General features: G+C 72.1%; 17 protein-coding genes and 1 pseudogene. 9 read left to right on the top strand and 9 right to left on the bottom strand.

Annotated elements, in window-relative coordinates:
- Positions 1–44: 44 nt before the first annotated feature.
- The 3 genes and pseudogenes from Drose_RS18455 to Drose_RS18465 all read left to right on the top strand — a co-directional run.
- Positions 45–300 (top strand): annotated as a pseudogene (locus tag Drose_RS18455) (IS1380 family transposase); the annotation flags it as partial.
- 31 nt (positions 301–331) lie between these two features.
- On the top strand, positions 332–553 hold the full coding sequence (locus Drose_RS18460; protein ID WP_260729417.1) for a hypothetical protein: 222 nt from the start codon (positions 332–334) through the stop codon (positions 551–553).
- A 26-nt stretch (positions 554–579) separates the two neighbouring features.
- Positions 580–1,629, top strand: a complete 1,050-nt coding sequence (locus Drose_RS18465) for a hypothetical protein (protein ID WP_260729418.1) — start codon at positions 580–582, stop codon at positions 1,627–1,629.
- Between the two features lie 399 nt (positions 1,630–2,028).
- Here Drose_RS18465 and Drose_RS18470 read toward each other — a convergent pair whose 3' ends face one another.
- From Drose_RS18470 to Drose_RS18485, 4 genes are read right to left on the bottom strand one after another with little or no spacing between them, the layout of a single operon-like run.
- A complete protein-coding gene (locus Drose_RS18470; protein ID WP_260729419.1) occupies positions 2,029–2,364 on the bottom strand; it encodes a hypothetical protein in 336 nt (111 codons plus the stop codon).
- A gap of 11 nt (positions 2,365–2,375) precedes the next feature.
- The gene (locus Drose_RS18475) at positions 2,376–3,182 is read right to left on the bottom strand and encodes an alpha/beta fold hydrolase (protein WP_260729420.1); all 807 of its coding nucleotides are present in this window, start codon (positions 3,180–3,182) and stop codon (positions 2,376–2,378) included.
- A gap of 6 nt (positions 3,183–3,188) precedes the next feature.
- Positions 3,189–3,638 carry an SRPBCC family protein gene (locus tag Drose_RS18480; protein WP_260729421.1) on the bottom strand — a complete coding sequence of 150 codons (450 nt, stop codon included), beginning with the start codon at positions 3,636–3,638 and terminating at the stop codon, positions 3,189–3,191.
- On the bottom strand, positions 3,635–3,976 hold the full coding sequence (locus tag Drose_RS18485; protein ID WP_260729422.1) for an ArsR/SmtB family transcription factor: 342 nt from the start codon (positions 3,974–3,976) through the stop codon (positions 3,635–3,637). Before Drose_RS18485 ends, Drose_RS18480 begins: the two co-directional genes overlap by 4 nt.
- A gap of 188 nt (positions 3,977–4,164) precedes the next feature.
- Here Drose_RS18485 and Drose_RS18490 point away from each other — a divergent pair, with 188 nt between their 5' ends.
- Positions 4,165–4,383, top strand: coding sequence for a hypothetical protein (locus tag Drose_RS18490; protein ID WP_260729423.1), 219 nt, complete (start codon positions 4,165–4,167; stop codon positions 4,381–4,383).
- Here the strand turns inward: Drose_RS18490 and Drose_RS18495 are convergent.
- On the bottom strand, positions 4,380–5,441 hold the full coding sequence (locus Drose_RS18495) for a hypothetical protein (protein ID WP_260729424.1): 1,062 nt from the start codon (positions 5,439–5,441) through the stop codon (positions 4,380–4,382). The two genes, Drose_RS18490 and Drose_RS18495, sit on opposite strands and share 4 nt — an antisense overlap.
- A 108-nt stretch (positions 5,442–5,549) precedes the next feature.
- On the opposite strand from Drose_RS18495, the gene Drose_RS18500 reads away from it, so the two are divergent.
- The 4 genes from Drose_RS18500 (at position 5,550) to Drose_RS18515 (ending at position 8,152) form a co-directional block, all read left to right on the top strand.
- Positions 5,550–5,912, top strand: coding sequence for an ArsR/SmtB family transcription factor (locus tag Drose_RS18500; RefSeq protein WP_260729425.1), 363 nt, complete (start codon positions 5,550–5,552; stop codon positions 5,910–5,912).
- Positions 5,909–6,532 (top strand): SRPBCC family protein, encoded by a 624-nt coding sequence (locus Drose_RS18505; RefSeq protein WP_260729426.1) that lies wholly within the window; start codon positions 5,909–5,911, stop codon positions 6,530–6,532. Before Drose_RS18500 ends, Drose_RS18505 begins: the two co-directional genes overlap by 4 nt.
- Positions 6,533–6,765: 233 nt before the next feature.
- Positions 6,766–7,863 carry an amidohydrolase family protein gene (locus Drose_RS18510; protein ID WP_260729427.1) on the top strand — a complete coding sequence of 366 codons (1,098 nt, stop codon included), beginning with the start codon at positions 6,766–6,768 and terminating at the stop codon, positions 7,861–7,863.
- Between the two features lie 127 nt (positions 7,864–7,990).
- The gene (locus tag Drose_RS18515; RefSeq protein WP_260729428.1) at positions 7,991–8,152 is read left to right on the top strand and encodes a hypothetical protein; all 162 of its coding nucleotides are present in this window, start codon (positions 7,991–7,993) and stop codon (positions 8,150–8,152) included.
- Between the two features lie 82 nt (positions 8,153–8,234).
- Here the strand turns inward: Drose_RS18515 and Drose_RS18520 are convergent, their stop codons facing one another.
- On the bottom strand, positions 8,235–9,467 hold the full coding sequence (locus tag Drose_RS18520; protein WP_260729429.1) for a PQQ-dependent sugar dehydrogenase: 1,233 nt from the start codon (positions 9,465–9,467) through the stop codon (positions 8,235–8,237).
- An 85-nt stretch (positions 9,468–9,552) separates the two neighbouring features.
- Here Drose_RS18520 and Drose_RS18525 point away from each other — a divergent pair, with 85 nt between their 5' ends.
- Positions 9,553–10,119 carry an AAA family ATPase gene (locus Drose_RS18525; protein WP_260729430.1) on the top strand — a complete coding sequence of 189 codons (567 nt, stop codon included), beginning with the start codon at positions 9,553–9,555 and terminating at the stop codon, positions 10,117–10,119.
- 24 nt (positions 10,120–10,143) lie between these two features.
- Here Drose_RS18525 and Drose_RS18530 read toward each other — a convergent pair whose 3' ends face one another.
- From Drose_RS18530 to Drose_RS18540, 3 genes are read right to left on the bottom strand one after another with little or no spacing between them, the layout of a single operon-like run.
- Positions 10,144–12,435, bottom strand: coding sequence for an ABC transporter permease (locus Drose_RS18530; protein WP_260729431.1), 2,292 nt, complete (start codon positions 12,433–12,435; stop codon positions 10,144–10,146).
- Positions 12,432–13,109, bottom strand: coding sequence for an ABC transporter ATP-binding protein (locus Drose_RS18535; RefSeq protein WP_260729432.1), 678 nt, complete (start codon positions 13,107–13,109; stop codon positions 12,432–12,434). The genes Drose_RS18530 and Drose_RS18535 overlap by 4 nt, the downstream gene beginning before the upstream one ends.
- Positions 13,106–13,630, bottom strand: a complete 525-nt coding sequence (locus Drose_RS18540; protein ID WP_260729433.1) for a PadR family transcriptional regulator — start codon at positions 13,628–13,630, stop codon at positions 13,106–13,108. The genes Drose_RS18535 and Drose_RS18540 overlap by 4 nt, the downstream gene beginning before the upstream one ends.
- Positions 13,631–14,185 lie beyond the last annotated feature (555 nt).

Raw genomic sequence — 14,185 nt, forward strand, 5'->3', positions numbered from 1 at the left:
TTTGTCGAAGGTCTCATCACGTCCGTACGGAAGGCAATTTCTGGATGCAGATTACCCGGACCCGACCGAAACTCACCGTCACCGCCGACGGCACCGGCGTGGTCGCCCACGCCGGAACCCGGCTCCTGGCCGACCTCGCCGACGCCGCCGGTCTGACGCAGGCGTTCAGCGACGCCCTGACCGGGTTGCGGCAGGGGGACACCGGTCACGACCCGGGCCGGGTCGCGGTCGATATTGGCGGTGATGCTCGCCGACGGCGGGCAGAGCATCAGCGACCTGGCCGTCCGGCCTCACCGAGCATGAGGCGCTGCTGCTCGGAGCCGCCCATGAGATGGACGTCAACCACGTGGCCAACGGTGTGAACCACTCGTGGGGCTCGGAACAGTCAAAGATCGACATGCATAATAACAAGATCGGAGCGGACTACGGCGCGATGCTCGCTAAGCATCCGACCCATTTCTCGTACACGGAGACGGTGCACCTCGTGAAGGGGTGGGTGTTGGATGATGGCTGCCGTGGCGCTTGTTTCTACAACTACGGAGTCTTTCGTTGACAGCGGGTGATGTTGCAGTGGGCGTCGTGAGGGCGTCGATCCTGCGGGTCGTGCGGACCACCGTTTCGGCGGTGGTCTGCGCGGCTGCGCTGACTGCCTGTATCCGCACCTCAGGGCCGGATCCGGCGCCTACGGTGTCGCCGCAGGAGCCGGATCTGCGGCGCGGTGCCGTCACCGCGATGGTGTGGTCGGCCGACGGATGGGTGTACTTCTACTACGGTCGGCTCAGTGAGCCGGGCGGGTTGTGGCGCCGACCGGTGGACGGCAGCTCGGCACTGGAGCGGGTCCCCGTCGGCCCGGCCGCGGACGCCTGCCCGACCGGCGGGTTCAGCGCGCTGGGGGAGGTCTCCAGCGGCGTCCTGGCTGCCGCCGCCGACTGCCCCGACGGCAGCGGTGGTGGTGGTGGTGGTGTCGTTACGACGCTGGACACTGGAACTGGCGAGCATCGGCGCCTGGTCGTGCTGCCGGAGTTCTCGGGTACGGGTCTTGTGGTGCTGCCCGGCCTCGCCGGTGCGTACATCACCGCAGCGGACGGGCACTGCCAGAGTCTGGGCCTCTTCGACCCGCGGGCGGGGTTCCGCCCACTCGGCCACCAGGTCACTGTGCGCGACACGGTGTTTTGGCCCGACGCACTGTTCCGGGCGCAGACCGCGCGGCCGGCCTGCGGCAAGACCGGCGACGGGGGATGGCCGGCGCTCACGGGCGACGGGAGGACGCTGTACTTCGTCGCCCGCGCCGCCCCGGCCAATGGCAGCGGTCAGATGGCTCAGGCGGAGGCGGCCGTGTTCCGGATGCCCGTCGACGGCGCAACCGCGGCCAGCCGGGTGTTCGACGGCTTCCGCTCGCCCCGGAGCCTGGCGGTCGTCGTGGTTGACGGCCGGCCCGCGGTCGCCGTCTGCGCCACCGTGAACGGCAAGGTGGGCGTGTGGCTGATCCGGGCCGAGGACGGCACGATCCTGCGGTCGTGGACGGGCCAGTACCGCCTGCTGTCCCCTTCGCTGGACCGCACCCGCCTGATCGCCACGAAGCTGGCGAACGATGCCGAGGAGGCCTTCGAGCTTCTCGACCTCGACTGAGTCTTCACTTCGCCGCGCTCTCATGTGGAGCTATGGCATCTCGGGTGCCGCGCTCCTCGGCGGAGCCGTGACCAAGTGTGTCGACTTCGACGGGGGCGGAGTCGGAACGTTTGCAACGACTGGCTGGGGGTGGCGTGTTCATTTCAGGCGGCGACGTGCACGACCAGGTCGAGCCATTCCGCACCGGTGAGGTGGGCGGGGGCTTGGACCTGGCCGCGAATGTCGAAATTGCCAACCCGTGAGTCCCCCGTTGGCGAACCGAGCGCGGCGACAGAGCATGCTCATACCGCGGTTCGTGCCGCGGCGAGCGGCACCGCCGTCAGGGCGAGCGCCAGACGCCCATGTCCGGGGCGCTGCGCCGCCGGCTCACCGGCGGCGCGCTTCGATGTCCGCGAGCGGTCAACTGGTCTGGATCCGGACGACGACCTCCTCGTCCGTCACCTTCTGCACGGTGATGTCGAAGCCCTCGGCCTGCGCGGTGCCGTCGACCGGCACGCTCACCGTCGTCCCGGCCACGTCGAGCTTGACCACGCCGTTGTCTACCCCGACGAGCTTCACTTCGACGCCGAGCACCGACGACTCGGCATTCACCCCGCGGTCGAACGTGACCGTGCAGGCGTTGGTCGTGCAGTCGACGTTGTCGGTGCTGCAGGCGGTGAGGGTGCCGAGGCCCAGGACGATGGCGGCGGTGACCACGATGCTGTGCCGGGCGATGCGGCGGGTCAGGGTCGTCATGCCCACCGAGTCTACTGGGAGCCCGCCAGCAGGAACTCCGCCAGCACGGGCGCCAGCGCGGCCGGGGCGACGTCGTGGGTCTGCCCGTCGAGCGTGCGATGCACGGCACCCGGGATCGCCTCGGCGGCGGCCCGCGCGCCGTCCTGCAGCACCTGCGGGCTCGCCCCGCCGCCGAGGACCAGGGTCGGGACGCGGATGCTCGACGCGATGCCGATCGGCACGTGACCGCCGTTGCACGCGGCATCGTCGTACGCGAGCGTATGCCCGATCGCCTCCAGCGGCGCCCAGCCGGGGGAGGCCCGGAAGCCCGCGACCTGCTCCGGCGGCATGCCGACCCGGGACAGGAACAGCGCGACCGCGTCGCCCTTGCGGCCCTCCGCGAGCGCCTCGGTGAGCTGTTCGGTGTACCGCTTCGCCGAGCCGCCGCCGTCTCCGTCGGCGCTGTCCACCTCCGCCACGAACGGCGGCTCGTAGAGCGCGATCCTCGTGATCCCGCCGCCGCGCGCCGCGGCGGCCATGACGAGCGCGGCGCCCGACGACATCCCGTAGAGGCACGCCGTCCCGCCGGCCGCGGCGACGAGCGCCCGGATGTCCTCGACCTCCCGGTCGACGGCGAACGGCAGGGTGTCGCCGCTCTCCCCACGTCCGCGCCGATCGTACGTGTAGACGGTGAAGCGCTCCTTCAAGTGCTCGGCGAGGGGCCGCATCGGGCCGAAGGCGCGGTGACACATGGCGCCGTCGACGAGGACGAGCGCCGGGCCGTCGCCTGTGCGCTCGTAGGCGATCGTGGTGCCGTCGGCCGAGATGACGGTCGGCATAGCGGGTCACACTCCTTCGGTGAGCTGCTTGAGGTAGGCGTCGAACCGGTCGAGACTGGTGGCGAAGCCGGCCCGGGCCTCGGCGCTGCGGTACTGCGCGGGGACGTTGGTCTGGTGCGTGACGACCTCGGTGCGGCCGTCGCCGAGGTCGGTGAAGGTGATCGTGGTCTTCATGCCGCCCTCGACGTCGGTCTCGATCCAGACCAGCCGGTCGGGCCGCCTGATCTCGACGTAGACGGCGCGCATCGTGTACGTGCTGCCGTCGGCGTCGCTCACCATGGTCGTCTCGAACACGCCGCCGGGCCGCAGGTCGACGACGATGTTCTCGACGGGTGTGGAGGATCCGGTGGGCCCCCAGAAACGGGCCAGGTGCTCCGGCGTGGTCATGCAGTCGAAGAGCAGCTCCGGCGGGGCACGGTGGACGCGCCGGAAGACGAGCTCGCCGATGTCGGTCATACGTCGGTACCTTTCTGGATCCGCCGCAGGTGCGCTGCGAGGCGGTCGTGCCGGTCGGCCCAGATCCGCCGGTGCCGGTCGATCCACCCGACGGCCGCGTCGAGCCGCACGGTGTCGAGCGTGCAGGGCCGCGACTGCGCGGTCCGCGACCGGGTGATGAGGCGGGCTCGTTCGAGGACCTTCAGGTGCTTGGAAACGGCCTGCTGGCTCATCGCGAAGGGCTCGGCGAGCTGGTTGACGGTGGCGTCCCCGAGCGCGAGCCGCTCGAGAATCGCCCGGCGGGTCGGATCGGCGAGCGCCGCGAACACCAGGCTGAGTTCGTCCTCCACGACAACCATGCCCCGAACCGTACCCACAACCGCCAGTTTGCACAACCATACGGTTGTAGAACCGGGCCCGCCCCCGGCGGTCCGCCAGGCGGCGAGCCGGCGGCGGGAGTCAGGCGCATGGGTGACCGGCGTGCCGCTGGAGGGGTTTGGTCGCCATCCCGGCGGGATACCTGCACCGTATGGCGAACAAGGACCCCATGGCAGTACCGCGCGTCGACGACGCCGTTGATCTCGACACCGTCCGTGACGAGGCCGAGGAGATCGCGGTGCCGGCGTTCGACTACATCAGCCAGCCCATCGACGCGGTTGTCGACGGCCTGACCGGGCGCGCCCACGAGGAGGACAGGGACGTCGAGGATACCCAGGTGCCCGAGGACCCCGAGGCCGGCGACGAGCGCCAGCACCACGAGGTCTAGGCCAGCGTCCGCAGGTCCAGCGCGTACCACGTCTCCGGATCGCGCGGGGTGGGCGACCACCACACCACGCAGCCCCGCGCGGTGACCACGCCGACGTCGGTCGCGAGGACGGTCAGGGTGCCGGACCGCAGATCGTACGCGAGCAGGCGCAGTTTCTGCCCGTCCAGTTCGGTGACCAGCTCGAAGCGGTCCACCAGGCCGACGTCGACGGTGACCGCGTTGACGTCGCCGGGGATGCGGCGCCGTTCGCTGCCGTCCGGGCGCATCACGTCGAGCAGGTTGTCGCCGTCGGGGGTCTGCACCAGGGACCGGCACCAGGCGGGGGTGCAGCTCGCCGTCTCGGCGGAGCTGGTCGTGACGGTACGGCGTTCGCCGGTCGCCTTGTCGACCAGCCGCAACGGGCCGCCCTGCTGGTCGGCGCTCTGCAGCCAGGGCCAGGTCGTCCAGCGGTACCGTCCGGGAAAGCGCTCGACGCTGACCGTTCCGCCGGTGAGTGCCACGCTGCGCAGCTCGGTCTGTTCGGACTCGTCCGGCGGGGCGGCGATCCAGTGCAGCCGGCCCTCGGCGACGACGAGGTCGAACTGCGAGTCGAAGAAGACGGCGGCGCCGGTGTCCGCGGTGAGCGACGCCGCCGGCGTGGTGCCGGTGAGGCCGGCGCGCCAGAGCCGGGTCTCGTACGGGCCTTCGGGTGTCGCGGTCGACTCGGCCCAGTAGAGCACGCCGTCGGCGACCGTGAACCCGAGGAACTGCGGGTACCGCTCCCGCGGGACGCGCCGCAGCTCCCGTTCGGCGCCCGCCGACCACAGCACGAGACGCTCGGCGGAGCCGTCGGTCGTGGGCACGGTGCCCACCGACGTGGTCGCGTCGGCGTAGAACACCGGCGTGTACCGCGTGCCGTCGGCGAGCCGCGCCGGGACGGTGCCCGGCTGCTGCGTCACCGTTCTCAGTGCCGCCGGTTGCCGCGACGGTACGGGTTGACGCGCCGGTCCCGAGGCCAGCAGCCACCCGCCGACCGCGAGTGCGACGGCGAGTGCGATGAGCGATCGGCCCCTTCTCACGCGCGTCAACATACCGGGCGAGCAGCGCCGATTATCGGCGGTCACCCGTCAGCGTGTCGGACTTATTAAGCCTTGACTTATATAAGTCTGGACTGTCATTCTTGGCTCGTGCACGCGTTCGACGTCCTGGGTGACCCGGTGCGGCGCCGGATTCTCGAGCTGCTCGCCGACGGTGAGCAGACCTCCGGTGCGATCACCGCGGTCATCCGGGAGGAGTTCGGCATCTCCCAGCCGGCGGTCTCCCAGCACCTGCGGGTGCTGCGGGAGAGCGGCTTCACATCGGTTCACGCCGAGGGGACCCGCCGTCTCTACGCCGTCGACGCCGAGCCGCTGCGGGAGGTCGACGTGTGGCTGGAGCGGTTCCGCAGATTCTGGAACCGGCATCTCGACGCCCTGGCGATCGAGTTGGCCCGGGGCAGACGTGAGCGGCGCCTCGAAGAGAAGCAGGAACGAGAGAGGAAAAACGGATGATCGACATCATCAACGAGATCGGTGCCATCCATCGCGACGTGGTCAGGCGGCCGGCTGAGGGCGGTGAGGTCGTCAGCGTCGTGATCAGCCGGACCTACGACGCCGACGTGGAGGACGTCTGGAACGCGCTCACCGATCCGGACCGCATCAAGCGCTGGTTCATGCCGATCAGCGGCGACCTGCGTGCCGGCGGCGCGTTCCAGCTCGAGGGCAACGCCGGCGGCGACGTGCTGGAGTGTGAGCGGCCGCGCCGGTTCAAGGTCACCTTCGGCGCGCCCGACAGCCTGGTCGAGGTGCGGTTGTCCGGCGCGGCGAGCAGCCGCACCGAACTCGTGCTCGAGCACACCGTCCCGATCGAGACGGCCCGCAGCGGCGCGGGTGCGCTCTTCGTCGGCCCCGGCTGGGACGGCGGGATCATGGCGCTCGGGCTGTTCCTCCGGGACGAGGTCATCGGTGACCCGGTCGCGGCGGCCAACTCCCCGGAGGTGGTGGAGTTCAACAGGCACTCCGTCCAGGCCTGGGTCGCGGCCATCGAGGCCTCCGGCACCGCCACCGCGGACGAGATCGCCGCGGGGATCGCGATGGCGCTCGGGCAGTACGTGCCGGATCAGCAGTCGTAAGGGTTTCCGCTCGTCGAAGCGCTTGACCTGCGGGGCGGCCCGCTCCGAGCACGCGAACCAGATCGACGAGGGTCGGCGGTCTCGCCGCCGCCCCCAAACCCCTTCCTAGTGCGTTGATCATGCAGTTGTGGTGCCTGGACACTCCCGCGATGTCCGATTTGTCAAGCACCACAAGTGCATGATCAACGCGGAAGAAAGGGGTTTGGGGGCGGTCTTCGGGGCATCTTCGGCCTATGCGGACCGAAGTGCGCAACGTCCGGGTCTTCGACGGCAGACGGCTGCACCCGCCGGACACCATTGTCATCGACGGGGAGCGGTTCGGCGGCGGTACGGGTGAGCCCCGCGTCGTCGACGGCGAAGGCGCGGTCGCGTTGCCGGGACTGATCGACGCCCACCTGCATCTCGACCGACGGACCACGCTCGAGCGGCTGGCGCGCTTCGGGGTCACCACCGCCCTCGACATGGCCTGCGGGCCGCCCGAGCTCGTCGAGGCCCTGCGGATCTCCCGCGGGCTCACCGACATCCGCAGCGCCGGCATCCCCGCCGTCGCGCCCGGGTCGTGGCACACCCGCATCCCCGTCCTCGGCGAGCGCGGTGTCGTGACCGGCGCCGATGAGGCGGAACGCTTCGTGGCCGAACGGCTCGCCGAGGGCTCCGACTACCTCAAGATCATCATCAGTGACCCGGAGCCGAGCCACGATCAGGCGACGCTCAACGCGCTCGTCACCGCCACCCACCGGCGCAGCCGGCAGGTCGTCGCCCATGTCACGTCCGGCGAGGCGGTGGCCAAGGCGCTGCGGGCCGGCGTCGACATCCTCACGCACGCGCCGCTGGACCAGCCGCTGGGGCGCGACACCGCGGACCGGATGGCGGTCGACGGCCAGGAGCTGATCCCGACGCTCACCATGATGGAGGGTGTGGTGGCGGCGTCGGCGCGGTCCGGCGCGCTCTACCCGGGTGCCAGCTACGCGGCGGCCCGCGACAGCGTCACCACCGCCTACCGGGCCGGCGTGCCGATCCTGGCGGGTACCGACGCGAACTCCACCCCCGAGGCACCGGCGCACCCGAGCCACGGCGACAGCCTCCATCACGAACTGGAACTGCTCGTCGACGCCGGGCTCTCCGCTCTCGACGCGCTGCGCGCCGCGACGGTGCTGCCGGCCATCCACTTCGGACTCGTCGACCGCGGCGCGATCGAGCCCGGCCACCGCGCCGACCTGGTCCTCGTCGACGGTGACCCGCTGCACGACATCCGGGCCACCCGTTCGATCACCCGCGTCTGGTGCGGTGGCGTCGAGCACACCCCGGCGGAGCTCGCGGGCACGACCTGACCGGCGGCGCCGCCCGGATCGCGTTGAGTCGCCCAATCTTTCGCCCTGTGCGGGTTAGGTCGGTGCCGAACGGGTAGCTGGCCGACCGGTACATGGCCGGTTGGACTATCCACGCACGGGGCACCTGATGACACTGAAGAAGACGCTGATGTACGCCGCAGGGGTGTTCATCGTCTATTTCGTCGCGTTTCGCCCGGACTCCGCCGCACGCGTGGTGCGGGGGCTGCTCGGCGGAATCGCGCGTATCGGCACGGGATTCGGTGACTTCTTCAGCCGCCTGGTCGGCTGACGGTCGTCGAGCGCCGTCCCGGGTCAGCTCGCGGTCGCCGGACGCCGACCCTCGGCGGCCGTCGAGCACCGGCCGGACGTGTTCACCGGGGGCGCAGCGTCAGGCGCAGGATCCGGTCGTCGTCGGACTCCGGGCCGCCGGGTTTCCGGCCGTCGCGGTTCGAGGTCATCATCCAGACGCTGCCGTCGGGGGCCGTGATCGCCGTGCGCAGGCGGCCGTACTTCCCGGTCAGCGCCTCGATCGGGCGAGACGTCACGCCGGCCCGCGGTCGCCAGCGGATGGTGCCCGTCTCGGGGCCGGAGACCGGCCCGTCCTCCCCGGCGCTGACGTCGCGGGCGATCGTGCCGTCGAGGGTGACGAGGTAGATGCGCTGGCCGCGCAGGCATGTGATCACGGCGGTGTCCCCGGTGATCGCGACGCCCGAGCTGACGCCGACCTCGGGGCGCCAGGCCGCCGCCGGGTCGACGAACCCCGGCTGGCCCTTGATGCCCTCGATCCTCGGCCAGCCGTAGTTCCGGCCCGGCCGGATCACGTTGAGCTCGTCCCAGACCGCCTCGCCGATCTCGGTCGAGTACATGTTCCCGTTGCTGTCCCAGGCGAGACCCTCGGGGTTGCGGTGACCGTACGACCAGATGAGTGAACCCGGGAACGGGTTTCCCGGCGCCGGCTTGCCCTCGGTGGTCATCCGCAGGGTCTTGCCGCCGAGGCTGCGGAGGCTCTGCGAGCTCTCGGTGTGCGACGCCTCGCCGGTGCTGGCGTAGAGGTAGCCGTCGGGGCCGAACATGAGCCGACCGCCGTCGTGGATGCCGCTCTTCGGGATGCCCGTGACGATCGGGTGCGGGCGCCCGCCGAGCCGCATCTTCGCGATCCGGTTGTCGTCGCGGGTCGTGTAGTACATGTACAGCGTCCGGTCGGTGCGGTAGTTCGGCGACGCGGCGATGCCCAGCAGGCCGCCCTCGTTGTCGGCGGTCGCCTCGACGACCCGCCCCACGGGCCGGACGGTCAGGTCGCCGTCCGGCTGCCGGCCCGGCCCGACCAGCAGGACCCGCCGCGTCTGCCGCTCGGTGACCACGGCGCCGCCGTCGGGCAGGAACGTGATGCCCCACGGCACCTCGAAGCGCCGCGCGAGCGTCGACACGTCCACGAGCGCGTCACCACCCGCGGAGGTGTCGGCCGGCCCGTGGTGGAAGTCCGTGGGGTCGGTCACGGGTGATTTGACCACCTTGGCGGCCGACTCCTGGGAGGTGCACCCCCCGAGCAGGGCGCTCAACGGCAGGCAGGCGGCGAGCAGGACGGCAACCGTGGTGCGACGCACGGCCCCACCGTCGCCGATCCCGGGCGGACGGCCCTCACCCGGCGGGTTGGACAATCGATTTATGCACTATTGCGAGCAGTGTGAGGTGGCGACCGTCATGGCGCCGGTCGGTGACGAGGCCGTCTGCCCGGCCTGCGGAGCGCGCCGCCCGGCCCGGCGGCTGCCGCTCTTCGTGGTGACCGGCGCGTCCGGCTCGGGCAAGACGACGGTCCTGCCGCACCTGACCGCCGCGCTGGCCGACTGCGTGGTCTTCGACGTCGACTGGCTGATCGGCCCGTTCCGCCGGGCCTGCGAGTTCGGCGACGTCGACTGGCCCGCGCTCCGGGACGCGTGGCTGAGCGTCGCGCACGGCGCCGCGCAGAGCGGCCGGCCGACCGTGCTCGTCGGCCCGTTCACCCTGGAGCAGCTCGACGACCTGCCCGGCCGCCGCTGGCTGACCGACCTGCACTTCGCCGTCCTGGACTGCGCCGACGACGTCCGCCGGGCGCGGCTGGAGGCCCGGCCGAAGTGGCGCGAGCGGGCGGTCGACCGGCACCTCGCGTTCGCCGCCCACCTGCGCCGGACCGTGCCGACGGCGATCCGGACCGACCTCACCACCCCGGACGAGACCGCCGGCGAGCTGGCGCGCTGGGTGCGTGACCGGCTCGCCTGAGCCGCCTGTCCGAGCCGTCCCGTCCTACTCGAAGCGCAACCCGTCGGGGCGCATCAGGCGCCACAGGGCCGGCATGCTGGCGACCGTCACCAGCAGCACCACCCCGGCCGAGATCCCGCTGACGGAGGCGATACTCGCCCAGTCCACCCGGATCGGCACGCCGACGATCCGCAGCAGGACCGCCCCGAGGCCGACTCCCAGCACGGCGGCGAGCCCCAGCCCCAGTGCCACGGGCACGGCGGTCTGCCACAGGATCGACCAGCCGATCGTCCCGCGTCGCGCGCCGAACGCCACCAGCGCCGCGAGTGTGCGCCGGCGCTCGCGCAACTGCTCCAGGGTCGACACGAGCAGACTCAGGCCGACGAGCAGCAGGGTCACCGTCGCGCCCGCGTAGAGGCCGTTGCGGATGCTGGTGAACCTGGTGGCGGTCGTCTGCCGCCGCAGGATCGACACGTCCGTCGTCGGGCTCACCCGCACGGCCGCGGTGCGCAGGCGCTCCGCGACGTCCGGGTCGGCGGTGTCGAGGCGGACCAGGGACACGTATGCCGCGTGGGCCGCCGCGGGCGGCGCCGCCGACGGCGTGACGAGCACCCCGCGGCGGGCGTTGCCGTACTGGTCGGGATACGCCGTGGCGGGCCGTGCGGCGCCCGGAACGGTCCACCGCAGGTCGTCGGGCGGGTCGCCGGACGAGTCGCCGAGCGTCACCGCCTTGCCCGCCAGGTCCGGCGCGACGACGAGGAACGCGTCACCGTCGGCGCAGCGCGGCAGGTCAGCGAGGTCGCGCAGGACCGCGCAGTCGCCGATCAGCACGTCGTAGTACTCCTTGCCGAGCCAGCCGGACTCCCGCCGATAGGTGCTGACGCCGGTCACCCCCCGGGCCGAGCGCAGCGCGGCGTCGACGTCGGCAGGGCCGCGGACCGGCCCCAGCGGTGAGTCGGTGACGACCGTGACCGCCTGTGCGCGGCTCAGGTCCGCCCCGGTGGGTTCCGTGTATCCCGCCTGCGCTGCCGCGAACAGCATCTGCAGGGCGATCGCGCCCGCCGCGGCGACGGCGATGGCGTTGACGGCGCGCACCGTGCTGCCGCCGGTGAGCTGTAGCCGCCGCACCGCTAGCTGCCACGACAGGCCGCCGGCGCCGCCGAGCCGGCCGACCAGCCGGTCGACGAGCCACGGCAGCAGGGTGGCGACGCCGAGCAGGAGCAGCACGACCCCGCCGACGGCCTGCCACGGGTTGAGCCCGGCGCCGTTCGACCCGGACAGCGGGGCGAGCGTGCCCAGCCCGGCGCCGGGCAGGATGATCCGCCACCACAGCCGGCGCTCGGTGCGCGCCGCGTCCCGCCGGACCACCCCCAGCGGCTCGACGACGACCCGGCGCAGCGCGAGCAGGGTCACGGCGAGCGCCGCCAGCGGCACGGCCACGACGATCAGGGCGGCCAGTGCCGGCACCGGCCGCACGTCTGCGGTGAACACGCTGAGCTCCGTGAGCTCGAACCGCTCGGCGAGCACCCGGCCGATGAGGAAGAGCCCGCCGCCGAGCAGCACGCCGAGCGAGGCGCTGACGACGGCCTCGCCGGCCGCGATCCGGTGCGTCATGGCGGCGTCGGCGCCGACGAGCCGCACCGCGGCGAGACGCCGGTCGCGCTGCTCGCCGCCGAAGCGGGTGGCCGCCGCGACGAACATGGCCACCGGCATGAGTAGGACGACGACGATGACGACGACGAGCAGCAGCAGGAACGGGTCGAGCGGATCCCGGGTGCTGCGTGACCCGTACGAACCCAGACGGAGCACCTGCGGCGTGTCGACGGTCAGGTCGTCACGGACGGCGAGGAACGCCAGCTCGCTCGGGCCGACGAGCCCCGCCTGGCCGATCGTGCCGGCGATCGGCCAGGGGTAGCGCTCGCGCAGCAGCGCGCCGTCGGGCGAGTCGAGGAGCTCCTTCATGGCGGGGGAGACGAGCATCGAACCGGCCGGTGGGAGGGACCGCACGCCGGGCGGCAGGACCGGATGCGCGCCCTCCGGCCGGACGAACCGGCCGTAAACGGGGCGTCCGCGGAAGGGGATGCTGTCGAGCGCCAGCGAGAGCACGGTGCGGTCGGACGGCGCCGGCGTGTCGACGCCGTACCGGAGATCGACCCGCGCCTGGCGCGCCGCCAGCATCGTCGGCACCGAGACCGCCAGCAGCAGCACGGCCACGCCGAGGGCGACGCCGAGGGCGGCCAACCCGGTCCGCAGCAGTCCTTCCCGCCCGCCGCCCAGGGCGAGCCGGGCGCCGAGCCCGACCTCCGCCGCCCAGCGCCGCACCCGGGAGCGCCTCATGCCGCGCGCTCCAGGTCGAGGGCCTTGCCGTCGCGGACCACGACCTCGCGGTCGGACCAGGCGGCGACCCGCGGCTCGTGGGTCACCAGGACCACGGCCGCGCCGCTCTCCCGCGCCGCGGCGGTGAACAGCTTCATGACCCGCTCGCCGTTGAGCGAGTCGAGTGCCCCCGTCGGCTCGTCGGCGAAGACCACCCGCGCGCCCGTGACGAGCGCCCGGGCCACCGCGACCCGCTGCCCCTGCCCGCCGGACACCTCGCCGGGGCGCTTCCCGGCCACGTCGTCGATCTCCAGCCGGTCCAGCCAGCCGGCGGCCCGGCGCTGCGCCTGCCGGCGCCGCACGCCGTCCAGCCGCAGCGGGAGGGCGACGTTCTCCAGGCAGGTGAGCTCGGGCACCAGTTGCCCGAACTGGAACACGAACCCGAACTCGCCGCGCCGCAGGGCGCTGCGGCCGGCGTCGGACATGGCCGACAGCTCGCGGTCGCGGTAGCGCACCACGCCCGAGTCGGGCCGCACGATGCCCGCGAGGCAGTGCAACAGCGTCGACTTGCCCGAGCCGGACGGCCCCATCACGGCGACGATCTCGCCGGCCGCGACCGACATCGACGCGCCCGACAGGGCCGGCGTGGCACCGAACGACTTCGTGAGATGCTCGGCCGACAGCAACGAGGTCATGCGCGCACCGTCCCGGCCAGCTCGTCGAGGCGCGCGGCGGTCAGCTCCAGCCAGCGCAGGTCGGCCTCGAGGTGGAACAGGGCGTGGTCGCAGACGAGCTGGTCGGCCAGGTCTCCGGCGGCCTTGCGGCGGGTCAGCTCGCGCATCAGCCGCAGGTGCTCGGAGCGCTGGGTGTCGAGGATCCCGGCGGCGGGACGGCCGGTCAGCAGCGCCAGGATCACTTTGGTGTAGAGGGTGCTCTGCAGATACGGCTCGGGCTTCTCCGGCTGCCCGAGCCACCGCTCGACGTCGGCGACGCCGGCCGGGGTGATCGCGTATCGCTTGCGGTCCGGTCCCTCACCGGGCTCGACGCCGTTTACGGTCACCAGGCCGTGCTTCAGCAGGCGGGAGAGCGTGGCGTAGACCTGCCCGTAGGCGAGCGGCCGGTCGGCGCCGAAGCGCTCGTCGTAGGCGCGCTTCAGGTCGTACCCATGCCGGGGGTGGGCCTCGAGCAGCCCCAGGAACGCTTGACCGATGGACATGCCGAGCACTCTACACGTCATGTATACCTGGTGTGTATACATGCCGTGTAGAGTCGGTCAGAGATCGAGGATCCGCGAAGTTCAGCCCGACGGCCCCTCGTCGCCCCGGATAAGCCGACGATTCGAGCGCGGGGCTCGGAAGTGTCGCCGCCGAGGCGCGCCATCCGCCGCCGCGTCGCTCGACCTCATGATCATGGGAAAGATCTGGCCGCCCCGATAGCCAGATCTTTCCCATGATCATGGAGTCGCCCGGCCGGAACGTGCCGCCCCGGGTTCAGCGGCGACCGCGATCGACAACCACCCCGCCCGCACGACGGTGTGTCACCGTCCTGTAGTGCGACACCGGGGACGGGCGGACGACCGGCCTTGGTTATCCGATGCTCCGGGCGGACCCCGCGAGGTGGGCGGGTTTGTCGATACCGCCTTCGGCATCCTGGCCGGCGGGCTCCAGCCTGCCGCCACCGCGCCATCAACAGGGCGCTGACCAGGTCTTCCTACAACTGTAGGAGGAAATGTGCCAAACCCCGGTCCCGGTTGTGGCCCGGATCACATTCA

It is taken from the genome of Dactylosporangium roseum (genome assembly GCF_025264685.1).
GTDB classification, from domain to species: Bacteria; Actinomycetota; Actinomycetes; order Mycobacteriales; family Micromonosporaceae; genus Dactylosporangium; species Dactylosporangium roseum.

Bases quoted from the DNA above. Each gene is read 5' to 3' on its own strand.
- Drose_RS18460 (WP_260729417.1), top strand. From the start codon at position 332: ATGGACGTCAACCACGTGGCCAACGGTGTGAACCACTCGTGGGGCTCG.
- Drose_RS18470 (WP_260729419.1), bottom strand. From the start codon at position 2,364: ATGACGACCCTGACCCGCCGCATCGCCCGGCACAGCATCGTGGTCACC.
- Drose_RS18475 (WP_260729420.1), bottom strand. From the start codon at position 3,182: ATGCCGACCGTCATCTCGGCCGACGGCACCACGATCGCCTACGAGCGC.
- Drose_RS18480 (WP_260729421.1), bottom strand. From the start codon at position 3,638: ATGACCGACATCGGCGAGCTCGTCTTCCGGCGCGTCCACCGTGCCCCG.
- Drose_RS18485 (WP_260729422.1), bottom strand. From the start codon at position 3,976: ATGGTTGTCGTGGAGGACGAACTCAGCCTGGTGTTCGCGGCGCTCGCC.
- Drose_RS18490 (WP_260729423.1), top strand. From the start codon at position 4,165: ATGGCAGTACCGCGCGTCGACGACGCCGTTGATCTCGACACCGTCCGT.
- Drose_RS18505 (WP_260729426.1), top strand. From the start codon at position 5,909: ATGATCGACATCATCAACGAGATCGGTGCCATCCATCGCGACGTGGTC.
- Drose_RS18510 (WP_260729427.1), top strand. From the start codon at position 6,766: ATGCGGACCGAAGTGCGCAACGTCCGGGTCTTCGACGGCAGACGGCTG.
- Drose_RS18515 (WP_260729428.1), top strand. From the start codon at position 7,991: ATGACACTGAAGAAGACGCTGATGTACGCCGCAGGGGTGTTCATCGTC.
- Drose_RS18530 (WP_260729431.1), bottom strand. From the start codon at position 12,435: ATGAGGCGCTCCCGGGTGCGGCGCTGGGCGGCGGAGGTCGGGCTCGGC.
- Drose_RS18535 (WP_260729432.1), bottom strand. From the start codon at position 13,109: ATGACCTCGTTGCTGTCGGCCGAGCATCTCACGAAGTCGTTCGGTGCC.
- Drose_RS18540 (WP_260729433.1), bottom strand. From the start codon at position 13,630: ATGTCCATCGGTCAAGCGTTCCTGGGGCTGCTCGAGGCCCACCCCCGG.